We start from the raw sequence: 15,409 nt of genomic DNA on the forward strand, positions 1-15,409 counted from the left end.
TCTTACCTCCGATAGTGTTATTATCTATATTATAACACTATTTAAGACTTATATGCACATATCAACATTATTGTCTAACAGAGCCTTTCATTAAATATATCTTTACCTATAATAAACTCATTATTCTCTTTTAAAAATACACACCTGTAAAGTTTTAAGTTTTTCTTCATAATTTAATAATATCCCCTTTTATAAAATTGTAAGCCTATATTTAATTAATTTTATATAACTATTTTCAACCTCATACATAATTCGACATTATAATAAGATAAATTAAGTATTAATTATTCTAGCCAACTAATTGATAAGATAATCTTAATAAAATCTTATGTTTACCAATATCAACTTATTATATCATATTTAGAAATCTATGTAAAACTGTCCAATGTACTCTTTAAATTGATCAATCTTTAGCTTCAATATATATTACTTTACGTTTTTATTAACTTTATAGTTTTATTTATTTTTTATCTGACTTATTTTTATATAAATCATATTTACATATTTTTGAAATATGCTATAATTAAATCAGAACATATGTTTAACTTTTTTTCATTTCTAAACCTCAATTCTTATTAATGCAATTCTATAAGCGAAAGGAGGTGAATCTCTCTGGAAGCATTACATCTCGCTAAAAGCAATGATACTAAAGCTATCTTAGAAATTATCGAAAAATATACATCTCTAGTCAATAAATATTCCTATATCTATAACTTAAAAAACTATGATAACGATGATTTAAAACAAGAAGGTAATTTAGCAATTCTAAAAGCAATAAAGAAATTTGACACTTCTAAAAACAATTCTTACTTTGACGCTTATGTTATTAATTCCATAAAAAATCAATACGGTGATTTAACAAGAAGGCAAGCTAGATATAAGGATGAATCAAGCTTAAACATACTATCATCAGATGATAGTAATGAAATAATCGACCTTATTGAAGGCAATACAAATATTGAAGAAGACTTTATTAAAAAATTAGACAACTCTGATCGGGAGAGTAGATAGATTTGTGTAAAAAACAAATCTATCTACTCTTTTTTGTATGATTAGTTGGTAGATTTGGAATAATATACTATATAAATTTTAGGAGGATTTTCTATGGCAAGAAAAAATGATATCAATTTTGATTACAATTCAGAGATAAAAAAGTGTAAAACAATCGATGACGTTCTTGGAAAGAACGGATTAGTTCAAAGATTAGTTAAGGATGTACTAGAAAATATACTTGAAGCAGAAATGGATGAACATCTTGGTAGAGATAAATACCAACGTCAAAGCGATATTGAGCCTGGCGAAAGAAATTATAGAAATGGATATAGCCAAAAAAATCTAAGAAGTTCATTTGGAGATGTTGATCTCGATATACCAAGGGATAGAAAGTCTGAATTTGAACCTCAAATAGTAAAGAAATATGAAACTGTTTGTAATGAATTAGATAAAAAAATAATTTCTCTTTATGCTAAAGGTATGACTACTAGCGATATTCAGGCTGAAATAGAAGATTTATATGGAATAACAATCTCACCATCAATGGTTTCTAAAATAACAGATAAAGTAATAGCTACCGCTACCGAATGGCAAAATAGAATGTTAGATAAAATATATCCAATAGTTTACTTAGATGCTATGTACTTTAAGGTTAGAAGCAACGGAAAAATAGTTAATAAAGCTGTATATATTTGTTTAGGATATACGATGGAAGGATATAAAGATATTCTTGGACTATGGGTTGATGAAGCCGAAGGAGCTAAGTTTTGGCTAGGTATTTGCAATGACTTAAAAAATAGAGGTGTAAAAGAAATCTTAATTGCTTGTATGGACGGACTTAAAGGGCTACCACAAGCTATTCAGACCGTATTTCCATCAGCTAATATACAAACATGTATTGTTCATCAAATAAGAAATTCTATAAAATACATAGCTTCAAAAGATAAAAAATCATTTATGAAAGATTTAAAAGAAGTTTATAAAGCTCCTACTGAAGAACTTGCGTTAGCGCAGCTAGACAAACTAAAAGAAACTTGGGGAAATAGTTATGGAATGGTTATAGATTCATGGTATAACAACTGGAATAACTTATCTACTTTCTTTGATTTCTCACCTAGAATAAGAAAAATGATCTATACAACTAATGCACTTGAAGGATTCAATAGACAGGTACGTAAGTATACTAAATCTAGAAGTATATTTCCTACAGATGAATCTCTAAACAAGTGCGTATATCTAGCGACTATGGAAATTATGGAAAAATGGACTCAACCAGTTCCAAACTGGGGTGCTACGTTAGCGGAGCTAACATTATTCTTTACTGAAGAATTAAAAGATGAATTAGCATAATAGCTTGTACTTTTTATAAATTTTATGCATATTATCTAACTTTTGTTAAATAATATAAAAGAACAGAAAAACACATTATTAGTATTTCTAGATAATAAAAAAATATTACTGGAAATCAAAATTTCCAGTAATATTTGATTTATAAGAAACTATATTACACAAAATTATCTACAGTCTCCAAATATTTTCATTATCGCTCCACCTAATAAGGCAATAATAGATAATACGCCAACAAACAATAATCCACATAAGAGAAAAGTTATTAACTTTTCTTTATGTCTGTTCCAAATCTCTTTCAATTATTTCACTCCCCAAATTCTAATTTACCTAATAAATATAAATATTTCTACATGATAAAATTATACTATTTATCTATACCAACCTCAATATTTTATATTTTCATTGCTATTATTCTCTATATAGCAATATCTAAATTCAATGTACTTACCCCAACATTTCTTAGCATAAAAGAAGAAGGAGTATCCTTTATAGACACTCCTTCTTCTTTACTTATATAGTCAACCAAGCTATCATTTATTTTTAGTTTTATTGAATCTATTTCTCTTGTTTCATTTATAGTTATTTCTGATATTATCATATGAAGCAATTTCTTCTGTTGCTCTCTAGTTGCACTTTCTGTTAGCACTTTACTGAAATTTTCTAGTATGCTCTTTATGAATTCATATGGTATTTCTTCACTTACATCATCTGAAAGTGTAACTATCAATGGTTCTTTTTCCTCTTGAAGACTTTTAGCTCTCTTGTTTAGCTCATCTTTTCTCTCCTTGAACTCTTCCTTAGATATTACTTCTTCCTCATATGCTTCGAAAAGTTTAGTTTTCTTCCTATCTATCTTTTCAAGCTCTTTATCTATTCTTTCTAGCTCCTTCTTAGCTGGGTTTATCTTTTTATGTCTTTCCTTATTAATATTATTTACTATAGATTTAACCATTTTCTCATTAGAAAGTAATTCTGAAATCTTATTAAATACATACTCATTAGCTTTATCAACTCTTATTGTATTAGAATTACATACACTTGTGCCTTTATTTTTCCATGCTCCACAACAATAATAAGCTATTCTCTTCTTAGTTCCATCAGCTAACTTATTAGTAGTTCTTGAAATCACCATACCAGCCCCACACTTAGGACACTTTAGTATTCCTGTTAGTGGATACTCACCATCATATATTCTTGAAGGTTTACCTTTCTTACTTTCCATTATTGCTTGTACCTTATCCCATAACCCTTCCTCTATTATAGGTTCATGTATTCCATCTGTTATTATTGGATTAGCATTTATATTTCTTCTTCTTTTCTCTGACCAATTTTGTCTTACATTATATCTAACCTTTCCTATGTATACTGGATTAGTTAGAATTTCTCGTATTGAACCTACTGAAAAATCATTTCCTTTCTTAGTCTTATAACTTAGCTTATTTAGTTGATTAGTAATAGCTTTATATCCCTTCCCATTAACATATTCATTGAAAATAAACCTAACTGCTTCTGCTTCTTTCTCATTTATTATTAGTCTATTCTTTTTTCTTTTAGCTCCTTCTTGATTCTCAACAGGAACTAGGTCATACCCTAAAACTCTACCTCCACACCATTCTCCTGATTTTGCTTTTGCACACATCCCCATCTTTACATTTTGAGCTATTGTTCCTCTCTCAAACTCTCCTATCAATGCCATCATCTGGAATTGCATTTTTCCTGCTGGTGTACTATTGTCGAATTGCTCTGAATAAGAATTGAAAGCTATATTATTCTGCTCTAGTATATCTACTATCCTTAGAACATCTGAAAGCTTTCTACTTATCCTATTAATCTTCCAAGAAATCACCATCTGAAACTTTCTTTCCTCTGCATCCTTTAGAAGTTCCTTTAGTGCTGGTCTATTTTTTACCTCTTTACCACTTATTCCTCTATCTGAATATACCTTATAAACTGAGTAATTCATTCTATTACACCAATCTCTTAGAAGTCTTTCTTGTTCATCTATACTATATCCTTCTTCTGCTTGTTCTATTGTACTTACTCTACAATATATAGCAACCTGTTCTATCTTATTTACTTTATCTATATTCATTTTTATTCTCCTATAATCATTAACTTATTTCTACTGAAAATATCGACACTATCGGTACTACGGTTATGACGATATTTTCTATTACAATTATTCTTTGATAGTAAGGGGTAAAGGTAGATAAGTAGATAAAAAGTTTTATTTATAAAAAATAAATTTTTATTTTTTAATTTTATTTAGCCCTACTACTTTGCCCCCTTTCCCCCAATCATTTATTACGCTCTTATTATTGGATTCATCTTGCTTCCCCGTTTTTCCCGTAATCCCGTAAGATTTTATTATTGTTATAAAAACTTATTTATTTTTAGTTCTCTTTTCTATTTATTATAGACCTATTATTTTTTTATGGGTTTGCGGGATTTACGGGAATTATACATCTTGGTGTTGATTCTGGTTCTATTTAGGACTTATTACCTTTTTCTTCAATTATTGATTTCATTGCCCTTGGACGTATGGTCGCATAGAGCTTTCACTCTTTTCTTACTTACATTCTCTTTTTATGTAACTCTTTTTACCCCTATTGGGGAATTTAACATGTCCTTACGTCCAACTTATTGATTTTCTTTACTTCTATTCAACCTAAGTTAGACCTACTTACAACCTTTATCAATCCAATACTACATTAACTAAATTCAATCTTATTTAACATCTTCCTCAACCAATTAGTTGTGTAATCTAGCTTCTTAGATAATTCTTTCAAGTTCTTACCATTGTAATTTTTTATAAGATATTCTTCTATGTACTCTTTAGAATATAATCTCATTGGAAAGTTCACTTGTTGACCTCTGAAATATTTATGTATTTTTAATGTATTTTCTAATCCTAGTAATTCGACTAACTCTTCGTATACTCCATTATAATCTGACTTATTCATATCTACTCCTCCTAAAATATAAAAAGAGTTAATGCTTCTTTTATTAGAAACATTAACTCTTTAATCAGATTTATAATATATATTTCACTACATCAATTAAAACAGTTGATTTACTATTTCTTTGTTGTTTTTATTTTGAGTGTTATTATTTATTCTCATTTTCTGAAATCTCTGCTTTCTAGTATGTTATTGTTGCTTTTTAATGTATTTCTCTTTTATTGCTACATTACATTTTTATCTATTCTTATTATTATATATACTTCTTTTATTGGTATATCTATTTCTTTATTATTATTTTATTATCTATTGTAATTGGTTAGACATTCTTAATTTTATTTATATCAATTGATATAGTTATTGTATTTTCTTAATCAATTGCTTTTGTTATTATATTGTGTTAATTGTATCATTATATATTGATTATATTTTCTTTATCTTATTGTATCTATTTCTTATCACTTTATATGTTCTTTATTATTCAGTAACTTTAATTGTTATAGTCATTAATTATTACTTGATATTATTGAAATTTCTTCATTAATTATTTTTATCTTGTATCATTCTTAATTATCTTATTATTGTAATTTTATTATTATATACTTCTTCCTATCATTTTTATTTATTATATTTATTCTTATTATTTATTTTTATTTTTTATTGAAATAGATTTTTATTAATCTATTTCAATTCTTATTTCATTGTAAGGCTTTAGCCCCCCTATCCCCCGTTACTCTTTCCAAGTCCCAAGTCCTTAGTTTCTATTCCCTAGTTCCAAGTTCCATTATTTTTATGTTTTATCATTTCAATTCTTTTTATTTTTGAGTGAATTTAGATTTTTCCTGTACATATTATATGTTATGACTTATCCTTGATTTCAAGTGGAATTATTGAGCCTAGGATTTCCTGTATGTTCAACACCTCATCCTATTTAATGCCTTGTTATCCTAGGTTGTAATGTTATGATTCTATTATTTACTTATTTTTCTTTATTACCTACCAGCTTATTTAGAAAACATTCAATTTATCCCCTTTTCGTAGTTTTTCATTTATATGGCTACATTTCTTCACAGTTTATAAAATCTCTGTTTTCTGATGTCTTATCGTTGCTTTTTAGATGTACTTAGATTGATTGTAGTTACAATTTTTCTCTTTATCCTACGCTCAAGATAAATTCCACATTTACTTAGAGTTCTTCTATTCTTTCTCCTCAATCTTATTTCTTACTGAAAATATCGTCACTATCGGTATATCTGTACTATTACAACGATATTTTCTAGTAGTTATTATTGTTATAAAAAAAATTAGCTGATTATTATAATATCATCACAACTAATTTACTATTCTTATTAATTGTGATGATATCTTATTTTATACTACTTCTTACTTGTTGATTCTATTGAAGTAGCTACAACTGTTAGTATTGTTCCAACTACTTTTATTACTGTTACTATATCCATGACTTTCTCCTCCTATCTCTTATACGTGTATATATATGAGTAACTATCTTTTACAGGTATTAACTTTATTACATACTTACCTTCTTCAATCTCTATGTATACTAGAGTTTCTTTATCATAACCTGTACCATTACATAGTTCTACAACTTTATTGAATTCTTCTATCAATGTGAATTGAATATAATTAAGTTCTTGTTGTAATTTCTTTAAGTCTATTAACTTATTATCATTCAATTCTATTATTAATTCTCTAGGATTCCATTGGTTAGATAGTCTTCCATCGTAAAAGTCGAACCTCATTACCCCTAGAAGTTCTTTACTATCATACTTAAAATACTTTTCTTTACTTAGCTTATTTATCATTTACTTGAACCTCCTTCAATTAGTATTCTGCTGGAAAAAGCATTGTAGAAAATTCCTCTCCACTATCTATTACATATACTTTAATCTCTTCTTCTATCTGAATATCTTCTATCTCTATTTCATATGTGCATGAGTATTCAGGAACTTCTTGACTTTGACTTATTACAATCTTATTTCCTTCTTTTCTTATCCTGAAAACCTGTAAGTAATCCAGTTCAACATTCCCTTCATCTTTTAGCTTATCAATCATGCTCCACATTATAAGTTGTAATCTTATATCTACTTCCTCATTTACCTTCCTAGTTACATATCTATTGTCTTTCTTGAACATCTTTAGTTCTCTCCTTATTATTAGTTTTTCATCTTTATCTAGAAAGTAAGAAGGTTATACCTTATTAACTAAGATATAACCTCTTAACAATCTATTTCAGAATATAAATATTTATTATATTCATCTTCATATATAGTTTCTGGAACAAGTCCTAATAATTCTTCAATATTATTTCCTCTAATTAAGTCATCTATTACATCTTCTTTACTTGTTTGCTCTATCCAATATTCAACTAGTGAGTCCTTATCTATTAAGGCATCAACATATATTGCATCATCAAGCATATCATCTAATAATTCTCTTGCAATATCTCTTAAATTAGCTGAACTTTTATAAATTATGCTATAATCATTAATCATTACATAACCTTGTTCTTCTAACTCATTACACCAATTAATAACATAGTCTATTGATAACTCTTCTAATCCATTACCCTTTAGATTTTGGTACATAGAAATTATCCTGTCATCAACTTCATTTTCTCCAATTTCTTTTGCTATCTTTACTGACATACTCCAATCATTTAGGAATTCCTCCTTTAACTCTTCATTGCTTATGCTATTTATTAATTTTTCTACACTACTTATTTCTTCTGTTGTTATACTCTTGTATTTATCTAATACTTTCTTAATTTCTCTTATTACATATTGTTGTATTATTGAAGAAACTTCTTCATTAACTGTAATAAATATATTATCTTTATTAAACATTTATATCCCCTCTTTCTATACATTTATTTGAATATAAAAAGTCTTAATTACTATACCGTTAGTGATTAAGACTTTTAAACCTTGTTTATTTCTTCTTTTAACATTTTTATAAATCCTGATGAAAATACATTTCCTTCAAGAGAGCTCCTTATTAACTTTATAAGCTCAATTTCTGTAACATCAAGACTTCTAGGAATATATCTATTTCCTGAGTTTAATGTTTCCTTATAAAGTGTGAATCTTATCTCCTCCATCTTTTTAGCTTTTACATAAATCCTTTCAATACAATAAGTATATTGGTCATCATTTAAACTTGCTTGACTTAATAGATCACAGTATTTTGTACTCTTCAGTACCTTATTTAATTTTTTTCTTCCCATGTTAACCCCCCTACTATAATAGGAACTTAGAAAGTTCTTCTGTTGTTACTACTAAAATTGCATAGTCATTTGAAATCAGGTATAACGTACAAGTATAATTTATACCTTCACTACATTCAATTATATCAGTATATTCTGGTATTAATCCTTGTAATTTATCTTGTTTCAGTATTTTGATATCTACTATATTTTCCGCTATAAGTACATATCCACCTAAGTCATTATCTATATGTCTATTAGCTCCATAATTTTCATCTAATACATTAATTACTTCTAAAACATTATTAATAACTTCTACCGGATACTCTTTTAATTTCTCTAATTGTTCACTTAAATAAATCTTTTTCACTTTACATTTCTCCTCTCTAAATATAAAAACTCTTACCTGTACATTTAATACAAGTAAGAGCTCTACTAAACTAAGCTTTTATAAAATTCTATTGTTGGGTTATCATTATTTATTAATAGATTTAACTTTTCATATGTTATTTCATAAAATCTATTCTCTTTAGCATAATTAATTATTTCTTCATAAGATAAGTCAAAAATATTATCTGTTATACTATAATAAAAATCATCATTAATTACACAAAAGAAATATTTAACTGCATCTTCATAAGTCATTCTTGGTAAATCTTCTAAATCACAATTTTCATCAGTATAACAACCATTTCTATCGTTCCATTGAAGAAATTGTGTTAAATTAATTCTTTTAATATCATTTTCCACTCTACCACCCACTTAAATATAATCAAATCATATACATTATTATTATATATATTTATTCTCCTCTTTAAAGATTTAATTAAATTAATGTTAATGCTAATTATATAATAATAGTTATATTATTATACTCCTATTAAACTATATTATGCAGTATAATATATATATATATTAATTTATTAAAACCACTAATGGAGGATTTAAAATGCTATTTAACCAAAATCTAGATGAAATAATTTTTAATAGACATCAATTATTTGAATCTGATGAGCTAATAATTATATCTGGCTACATCGGTCCTAATCCTGTAGAAAAATTACGTAACCTTCCGCTTACATGTACTGTTATCTATGGAATGTATGGTAATAGTTCTATATCTCCAAAACTTCATTCTACTTTATTAAAACTTGAAACTTTATCTCAAAATACAACTATATTATATTCTGACATACCTGTTCATTCTAAGTGCTACATATGGAAAAATAAAGGTAAAATAGTCCATGCTCTAATAGGTTCTGCAAATTTTAGTACAAGTGGATTAACTATACCATTCAGAGAAACATTAGCTGAAACTACCCAAGATACCTTTTTACCATTAAATCAATATTTAAATCAAATACTTTCTAATTCTACACCTTGCACTGAAGTTAATCTAATACCTAATAGCAAAACTACTGTTAATCCAGTTACTTCTACTAACAATCATACTTGTAGTATGGTTTTATATGATCCTAGAACTGGTGAAGTTCCTACAGCAAGTGGCTTAAATTGGTGTCATAGTTCACAAGGTCACACAAGCATTGATGATGGATATATTCCTATTCGTACTTCTTATATTAGAGAATACCCTGAACTATTTCCACCCAAACAAATGGTTGCAACAAGAACAAATGGGGGAAAAACTAATCGTCAAAATGATTCTATTGAATTAATTTGGGATGATGGAACAATAATGGAAGCTCTTTTAGAAGGAAGTCAACCTGTTGATGGTATAATTCACCCTAAAAATCTATCATCATTTCCTAGTAAAAATATATTAGGTTCTTATATTAGACATAGGTTAGGTTTGCCATCTGGAAGTTTGGTAACTAAATCTGATCTAGACAGATATGGTAGAGATGATATAGAGCTATCCCTGTTAGAAAATGGAACTTATTATGCTGATTTCTCCATAAAATAAATCTATTTTATGGACAAGTTTTTCTATAAGTTAAATAACTCATATTGCTATAATTATCAATTTATTGATACACTTACTAATTGAATTATAAAAGCTTTGATGTTATTATTTATACTATTGTGTTTTATAATTCGTTAATGTAACAGAAAATACACCTTGTGTCATCTAAATATTTTCTGTTACTTTTTTTATTTTAAAAAGAACATAGGTTTATATTAACCCATGTTCTTTAAATACTTCATATAGAGCCTCTGCTAATCTTCTTGAAAACTCTGGTGGAACCGCATTTCCTATCATCTCATAGTCTGAAGACATACTACCTGAAAATTCAAAATCATCATCAAAACTTTGTAATCTAGCAGCTTCTCGCACTGTTATAGTTCTAGCCTGCTGCGAATCTGGATGTATATGTCTTAATCCATCCTTCTTTAAATGTGCTGGAATAGTATTACTTGGTTCATCCCATCTTAATACATTATACTTATGTATATTAGATTCTTTTCCTGTCTTCTCTGTATATAATTTCTTTAAAGCTTCTATAGATTTATAATTATTTCTACCACTCTCTATATCTAAAGCTAACTCTCTAAATATATCAATATCTCTTTTGTTATGATATCTAGGATAATGATCTTTATATTCTGTAACCTCAGGAAAATGTGAATATTTCTTCTTACCAATTTTCTCTTCTTTCTCTCTTGGCATAAGTTTTGGTAAATCACCTATTGCATCTTTTACAGTATTTACTTTGGAAGATTTAAATTTATGTAACCTCTTATTATAAAATTCATCTAAAATTTCATAACAATTATCTCCAAAAACTTCTTTGTTTAACCCTATTAATATAACTCTTTTTCTTCTTTGACTTACCCCAAATTCACTCATATCCAATAAGGCATCTTTCCTAATATTATTTGTAATTATATAACCCGCCTTTAAAAATTCTTCAGTTATTTTTTCAATAATATTTATTCCTCCTGGTTTAGCAGATAATATACCCTCAACATTTTCAAATACAATAATTTTAGGCTTAAATACTTTTACTACTTTAATATAACTTTCGAATAGGTAATTTCTATAATCATCATGCATCCCATTCTCATCTTGAACTCTACCTGCCATCGAATAAGCTTGACATGGTGGTCCTCCAACTATTAAATCTACCTCTTTTTGACCTATTATTTCTTTTAAGCCTAAGTTAGTTCCATATTCTAAATCATCTTTCCATCCATTTATTAATTCATCTGTTCGCTGAATATCAAACCTCAAAACTGTTTTATCAGTATCTACATAGCCATATTTATTTTTTAATCTTTTCTTTAATACCTCATGTGGTTTATCATTCCATTCAACACAAGATAAAGTTTTATACTTTCGTGTCTTCTCAAATCCATCAACTAACCCGCCACATCCTGCAAATAATTCAATAGTATTAAGCTTATTTCTTATCATTATTATCACCTTTTTCAAGATATGTTTTAAGCTCTTTCGCAATATTATAAGCTAATAGAGGTGGTACTGCATTACCAACCTGTCTATTCTGTTGAGTTTTTGTCCCTAAAAATATAAAATCATCAGGAAAAGATTGTAGTCTTGCATTTTCACGTATTGTCGGAACCCTATTATACTTGTAATGGAAATGATTTCTATGTCCAGTATCAATAGTTCTAGAAGGTTTATTAGACGCATATCTAGTCCAAGCTTCATTAAACTTTCTACTTCCACCCACACCCTCTGGCAAATCTTTATGGTTTCCTCCATCTGGTACTAATGCAATTGTATTTTTAACTAGCTCTGTATGCTTTGTTGCAACATGATTATATAGCTTAAGGCTGTTTTTTCTCATTATTCTTTGATACTCACTATTTGGTTCATTTATATATTCATCTATCTCAGTTCCTAGTTCATCTTCTCTTGATTGTAAGTCACTTAACGCTTCTTTACATGTTACATGATTAACTGGCATATGAGTTGGTTGTGGAAAAGTGAATTTTTCACCTATTCTTTCTGCTATATCTTCTCTTATTCCTACAAAAAACATTCTCTTTCTAATTTGTGGCACTCCATAGTCCGCTGCTATTAATGGTTTATCTGTAACACTTACCCTATACCCCATATCCTCAAAAGTATTTATTATTTGTTCTTTTACTGTTCCTCCATATAACGTTGCAATTCCTGGAACATTTTCAATCAAAAATGCCTTTGGCTTAAATTTATTTACACTCTTAACCACAGCTAAATACAATGTATTTCTAGTATCATTAATGTCTCTAGAACCAGTTAATGAAAAGCCCTGACATGGAGGACCCCCTATTATTAAATCAACTTCTTCTGATCCTGTTTTATCTATATATTTTTCTTTTATTTCATCTATAGCCTCATCTTTAAACAAATCCGCTTTTAAAGCAATAGAATCTTTATGATTCTTACTATAAGTTTTCAAAGCTGCTTCATCATGGTCAACACCGATTACAACATTATATCCTGCATCTAAAAATCCATGTGATAATCCACCACATCCACAAAATAAATCAATAACTTTTAAACTTTTATTATCTTCTGTACTCATATTTTCCCCCTTAACTTTATTGTATATTATATAATACTTTCCGATTTTTTTCAAAACATACGTTCTATTTTTTTAAAATTTCTTATTTATTATATCACTTTTTTACAATATTTAATACTTCCTTTTAATTCAAGACTATCTATCAATTTTTAACCGTATTTATAATTTTGTTAAAAACTAAACTTACTTATATCATTATTAAATATTCTCTGTTCTAAAATAAAAAACCTCGACAACACAATATGTATTGTCGAGGTTTTCATGGTGGAGGCGAGGGGTCAGTTTATCAACTGTTTCCAAATTGCCCTGACTATATCTTAGACAAGCATTAACTTGCCTCTTGGCGTATTATAGAAGCTTATTATAGTTTACATCTTCTATCCTAGTATTCCATAGATTTCTCTTTAGGAACCTATAAGTCGATACAAGGCTGTTGAATTTCTTCACATACCTCTCGGTATTGCCGTCAACCCTACTTGCTACGGTTTCACCGATAAAGCCAAGTTATCACTTAAACATCACTGCTTAAGGCGACTTTTTTCCAAAATCGAACCCCTGTCCGAAAGCAGACCAGCCTGACTTTCTACGAGCGTAGTTTGTGACTAAAATTTCGGTCCTTAGTTCGCTCACAAACAAACTCCTAATTCCCTAGCTTCATAAATACCCCTCTAGCTCAAAGCTTTGCTAGACTTCGTTCCCCACTTTTATGACACCAGCTACCCTAAACGTGGGCATTCAGGACTGATGAGTAGCTTATATTAAGCTGCTAATGCAAAATTGTCTTCTGCGTTTATATTTAATGCATACTTTATTAACGAGGTGACATGCTTGCCTCGGCCCGCTTATCAAACCCATCTTACCCCCGTCGAAGCCAAAACGCCCCCATGTTAGGTAAATAGGTCTAAACGCGTATCCCCTATTCAGTTTTCAATCGATGATCAACATCGTGATTTTATTATAAATCAACATACCTCTACTGTCAACTTATCTGAGTTATTAAAATCATAGAAGAAAATCTATAATATTCTTGTTTTTTAATTTTTTTATTAAATAGTAAATATTATAAATACTTCTATATGATATATTTATTACTATAATAGTTATTATACATTATTTAACATTGCTTTTATTAAGCAATGGTGTTATTATAAATGAGCAGTTGGTACGTAAAGTGCTAATTACTTATAGAGCCTAGGTTGTCTTTCGCCGGATACTAGGCTCTATTTTATTTTTCAAAACTTATCCACATCTAATTTAAAACAATCAACAGCTTTATTAATTTTTTCCAATATTTGTTGTTAATATTCTAGATAAACATTTTATAATAGTAAACTCTCTAATATTAAATTCTCATACTAACTATATAAAAAACAGCAGATAAATTTATAAAAAAATCTATCTACTGTTTCATAATATAATTCTTCTATTACACTTACTTAATAAGCTTAGCATGCACTACCATTCTTGCATCATTAAACTCAAAAGAACAAGTTGACAAAGTTATTATTTTATCATCTTCATTTACTTCTATATCAGCTTCATACATTGATTTACTCTGTATTCTTTCTAAAAAATCTTTATATTCATTTTTATTTTCAAAATTAGTTTGAATATAATTATCTGTAACATCTGTAATATATACAGAGAAAACTTTATATTTCAAATGCTCACCATTATTTAACTCTATATCTATATCATTATTATTATAAAAGAAATCTTTTTCCTTATACTTTTTCAAGTGAGCAAACATAGTTTCATTTTTCATATTATGTCCAAACAAAACTGTATTTTGGTCATCGAATCCATTATTTAAATAATTCATAAATATAGACCCAGATATTATATATTCTTTATTTATATCTTTATCTAAATAATATAAATTATCTTCTCCTTGAAGAATTGGATAGTTTATATTTGTATTTTCTATCTTAATCCAGCCTCTATAATCTGTATTTTCAATATATGGATTATTAGTTTCTTCTTTTTCTATTCTAATTTTTTCATATACCTCATCAGCCTTCTTATATTCAGTTACTTTGTAAAACACTTTATATCCACATACAAATATAATTAAAATTAAGATTATATTAATTATACTTTTAAATATTTTCATCAATTAATCCCCTTATTTTGTAAAGAATCATATTAAAATTTCGAATATGTATTAATCTATTATTTATATAAGCTAAAGAAAATTGTAATCTATTTTATAGATTACAATTTTCCCTTTATTAAACTATATATAATTATTTAACTTTTTTTCTCTTTCTATTTACAAATAGAAGTCCAATCAGAGATATAAGTACAGCTAATGCCCAATTTAGTATATTACTTTGATCACCTGTATTAGGATTTTGAGTATTATTCAATTCACTATTTATCTCTTCATT

16 protein-coding genes and 1 other RNA gene are annotated in these 15,409 nt (G+C 27.7%); 3 read left to right on the plus strand and 14 right to left on the minus strand.

The window, feature by feature from the left end; all coding sequences use genetic code 11:
- Positions 1-612: 612 nt before the first annotated feature.
- Positions 613-1,011, plus strand: a complete 399-nt coding sequence (locus tag ARA56_RS17120) for a sigma-70 family RNA polymerase sigma factor (RefSeq protein ID WP_423230662.1) — start codon at positions 613-615, stop codon at positions 1,009-1,011.
- A 93-nt stretch (positions 1,012-1,104) separates the two neighbouring features.
- On the plus strand, positions 1,105-2,343 hold the full coding sequence (locus tag ARA56_RS04245; RefSeq protein ID WP_055264314.1) for an IS256 family transposase: 1,239 nt from the start codon (positions 1,105-1,107) through the stop codon (positions 2,341-2,343).
- 164 nt (positions 2,344-2,507) lie between these two features.
- Here the strand turns inward: ARA56_RS04245 and ARA56_RS17010 are convergent, their stop codons facing one another.
- The 9 genes from ARA56_RS17010 to ARA56_RS04285 form a co-directional block, all read right to left on the minus strand.
- Positions 2,508-2,642, minus strand: coding sequence for a hypothetical protein (locus ARA56_RS17010; RefSeq protein ID WP_278336510.1), 135 nt, complete (start codon positions 2,640-2,642; stop codon positions 2,508-2,510).
- A gap of 116 nt (positions 2,643-2,758) precedes the next feature.
- The gene (locus tag ARA56_RS04250) at positions 2,759-4,435 is read right to left on the minus strand and encodes a recombinase family protein (RefSeq protein ID WP_055264316.1); all 1,677 of its coding nucleotides are present in this window, start codon (positions 4,433-4,435) and stop codon (positions 2,759-2,761) included.
- Positions 4,436-5,054: 619 nt separating this feature from the next.
- The gene (locus ARA56_RS04255) at positions 5,055-5,306 is read right to left on the minus strand and encodes a Mor transcription activator family protein (RefSeq protein WP_032116765.1); all 252 of its coding nucleotides are present in this window, start codon (positions 5,304-5,306) and stop codon (positions 5,055-5,057) included.
- A gap of 1,469 nt (positions 5,307-6,775) precedes the next feature.
- Positions 6,776-7,126, minus strand: a complete 351-nt coding sequence (locus tag ARA56_RS04260) for a hypothetical protein (protein WP_055264318.1) — start codon at positions 7,124-7,126, stop codon at positions 6,776-6,778.
- A gap of 19 nt (positions 7,127-7,145) precedes the next feature.
- On the minus strand, positions 7,146-7,457 hold the full coding sequence (locus ARA56_RS04265; protein WP_055264320.1) for a DUF960 family protein: 312 nt from the start codon (positions 7,455-7,457) through the stop codon (positions 7,146-7,148).
- Between the two features lie 83 nt (positions 7,458-7,540).
- On the minus strand, positions 7,541-8,167 hold the full coding sequence (locus tag ARA56_RS04270; protein WP_055264322.1) for a hypothetical protein: 627 nt from the start codon (positions 8,165-8,167) through the stop codon (positions 7,541-7,543).
- A 74-nt stretch (positions 8,168-8,241) separates the two neighbouring features.
- Positions 8,242-8,547 carry a hypothetical protein gene (locus ARA56_RS04275; RefSeq protein WP_055264324.1) on the minus strand — a complete coding sequence of 102 codons (306 nt, stop codon included), beginning with the start codon at positions 8,545-8,547 and terminating at the stop codon, positions 8,242-8,244.
- 13 nt (positions 8,548-8,560) lie between these two features.
- On the minus strand, positions 8,561-8,896 hold the full coding sequence (locus ARA56_RS04280; protein ID WP_055264326.1) for a hypothetical protein: 336 nt from the start codon (positions 8,894-8,896) through the stop codon (positions 8,561-8,563).
- Between the two features lie 65 nt (positions 8,897-8,961).
- Positions 8,962-9,276: a hypothetical protein gene (locus tag ARA56_RS04285; RefSeq protein ID WP_055264328.1), complete on the minus strand. Its 315-nt coding sequence runs from the start codon at positions 9,274-9,276 to the stop codon at positions 8,962-8,964.
- A 199-nt stretch (positions 9,277-9,475) separates the two neighbouring features.
- Between ARA56_RS04285 and ARA56_RS04290 the strand changes: the two genes are divergently transcribed.
- On the plus strand, positions 9,476-10,450 hold the full coding sequence (locus ARA56_RS04290; RefSeq protein ID WP_055264330.1) for a restriction endonuclease PLD domain-containing protein: 975 nt from the start codon (positions 9,476-9,478) through the stop codon (positions 10,448-10,450).
- Positions 10,451-10,660: 210 nt separating this feature from the next.
- Here ARA56_RS04290 and ARA56_RS04295 read toward each other — a convergent pair whose 3' ends face one another.
- The 5 genes from ARA56_RS04295 to ARA56_RS17125 form a co-directional block, all read right to left on the minus strand.
- A complete protein-coding gene (locus ARA56_RS04295) occupies positions 10,661-11,902 on the minus strand; it encodes a DNA cytosine methyltransferase (protein WP_055264332.1) in 1,242 nt (413 codons plus the stop codon).
- Positions 11,889-13,019 (minus strand): DNA cytosine methyltransferase, encoded by a 1,131-nt coding sequence (locus ARA56_RS04300; RefSeq protein ID WP_055264334.1) that lies wholly within the window; start codon positions 13,017-13,019, stop codon positions 11,889-11,891. The genes ARA56_RS04295 and ARA56_RS04300 overlap by 14 nt, the downstream gene beginning before the upstream one ends.
- Positions 13,020-13,562: 543 nt before the next feature.
- Positions 13,563-13,895: a transfer-messenger RNA gene (gene ssrA / locus ARA56_RS16275) on the minus strand.
- A 556-nt stretch (positions 13,896-14,451) separates the two neighbouring features.
- Complete coding sequence (srtB, locus tag ARA56_RS04305; protein ID WP_055264336.1) at positions 14,452-15,132, minus strand: class B sortase; 681 nt, start codon at positions 15,130-15,132, stop codon at positions 14,452-14,454.
- A gap of 133 nt (positions 15,133-15,265) precedes the next feature.
- Positions 15,266-15,388 (minus strand): LPXTG cell wall anchor domain-containing protein, encoded by a 123-nt coding sequence (locus ARA56_RS17125; protein ID WP_423230663.1) that lies wholly within the window; start codon positions 15,386-15,388, stop codon positions 15,266-15,268.
- Positions 15,389-15,409 lie beyond the last annotated feature (21 nt).

The sequence above is a fragment of the Clostridium disporicum genome, assembly GCF_001405015.1.
Taxonomy (GTDB): Bacteria; Bacillota; Clostridia; order Clostridiales; family Clostridiaceae; genus Clostridium; species Clostridium disporicum_B.

What these genes read in the sequence shown, in the direction of transcription:
- srtB (WP_055264336.1), bottom strand. Translation starts at nt 15,132, where the DNA reads ATGAAAATATTTAAAAGTATAATTAATATAATCTTAATTTTAATTATA.
- ARA56_RS04250 (WP_055264316.1), bottom strand. Translation starts at nt 4,435, where the DNA reads ATGAATATAGATAAAGTAAATAAGATAGAACAGGTTGCTATATATTGT.
- ARA56_RS04275 (WP_055264324.1), bottom strand. Translation starts at nt 8,547, where the DNA reads ATGGGAAGAAAAAAATTAAATAAGGTACTGAAGAGTACAAAATACTGT.
- ARA56_RS04245 (WP_055264314.1), top strand. Translation starts at nt 1,105, where the DNA reads ATGGCAAGAAAAAATGATATCAATTTTGATTACAATTCAGAGATAAAA.
- ARA56_RS04260 (WP_055264318.1), bottom strand. Translation starts at nt 7,126, where the DNA reads ATGATAAATAAGCTAAGTAAAGAAAAGTATTTTAAGTATGATAGTAAA.
- ARA56_RS04255 (WP_032116765.1), bottom strand. Translation starts at nt 5,306, where the DNA reads ATGAATAAGTCAGATTATAATGGAGTATACGAAGAGTTAGTCGAATTA.
- ARA56_RS04300 (WP_055264334.1), bottom strand. Translation starts at nt 13,019, where the DNA reads ATGAGTACAGAAGATAATAAAAGTTTAAAAGTTATTGATTTATTTTGT.
- ARA56_RS04265 (WP_055264320.1), bottom strand. Translation starts at nt 7,457, where the DNA reads ATGTTCAAGAAAGACAATAGATATGTAACTAGGAAGGTAAATGAGGAA.
- ARA56_RS04295 (WP_055264332.1), bottom strand. Translation starts at nt 11,902, where the DNA reads ATGATAAGAAATAAGCTTAATACTATTGAATTATTTGCAGGATGTGGC.
- ARA56_RS04270 (WP_055264322.1), bottom strand. Translation starts at nt 8,167, where the DNA reads ATGTTTAATAAAGATAATATATTTATTACAGTTAATGAAGAAGTTTCT.
- ARA56_RS04290 (WP_055264330.1), top strand. Translation starts at nt 9,476, where the DNA reads ATGCTATTTAACCAAAATCTAGATGAAATAATTTTTAATAGACATCAA.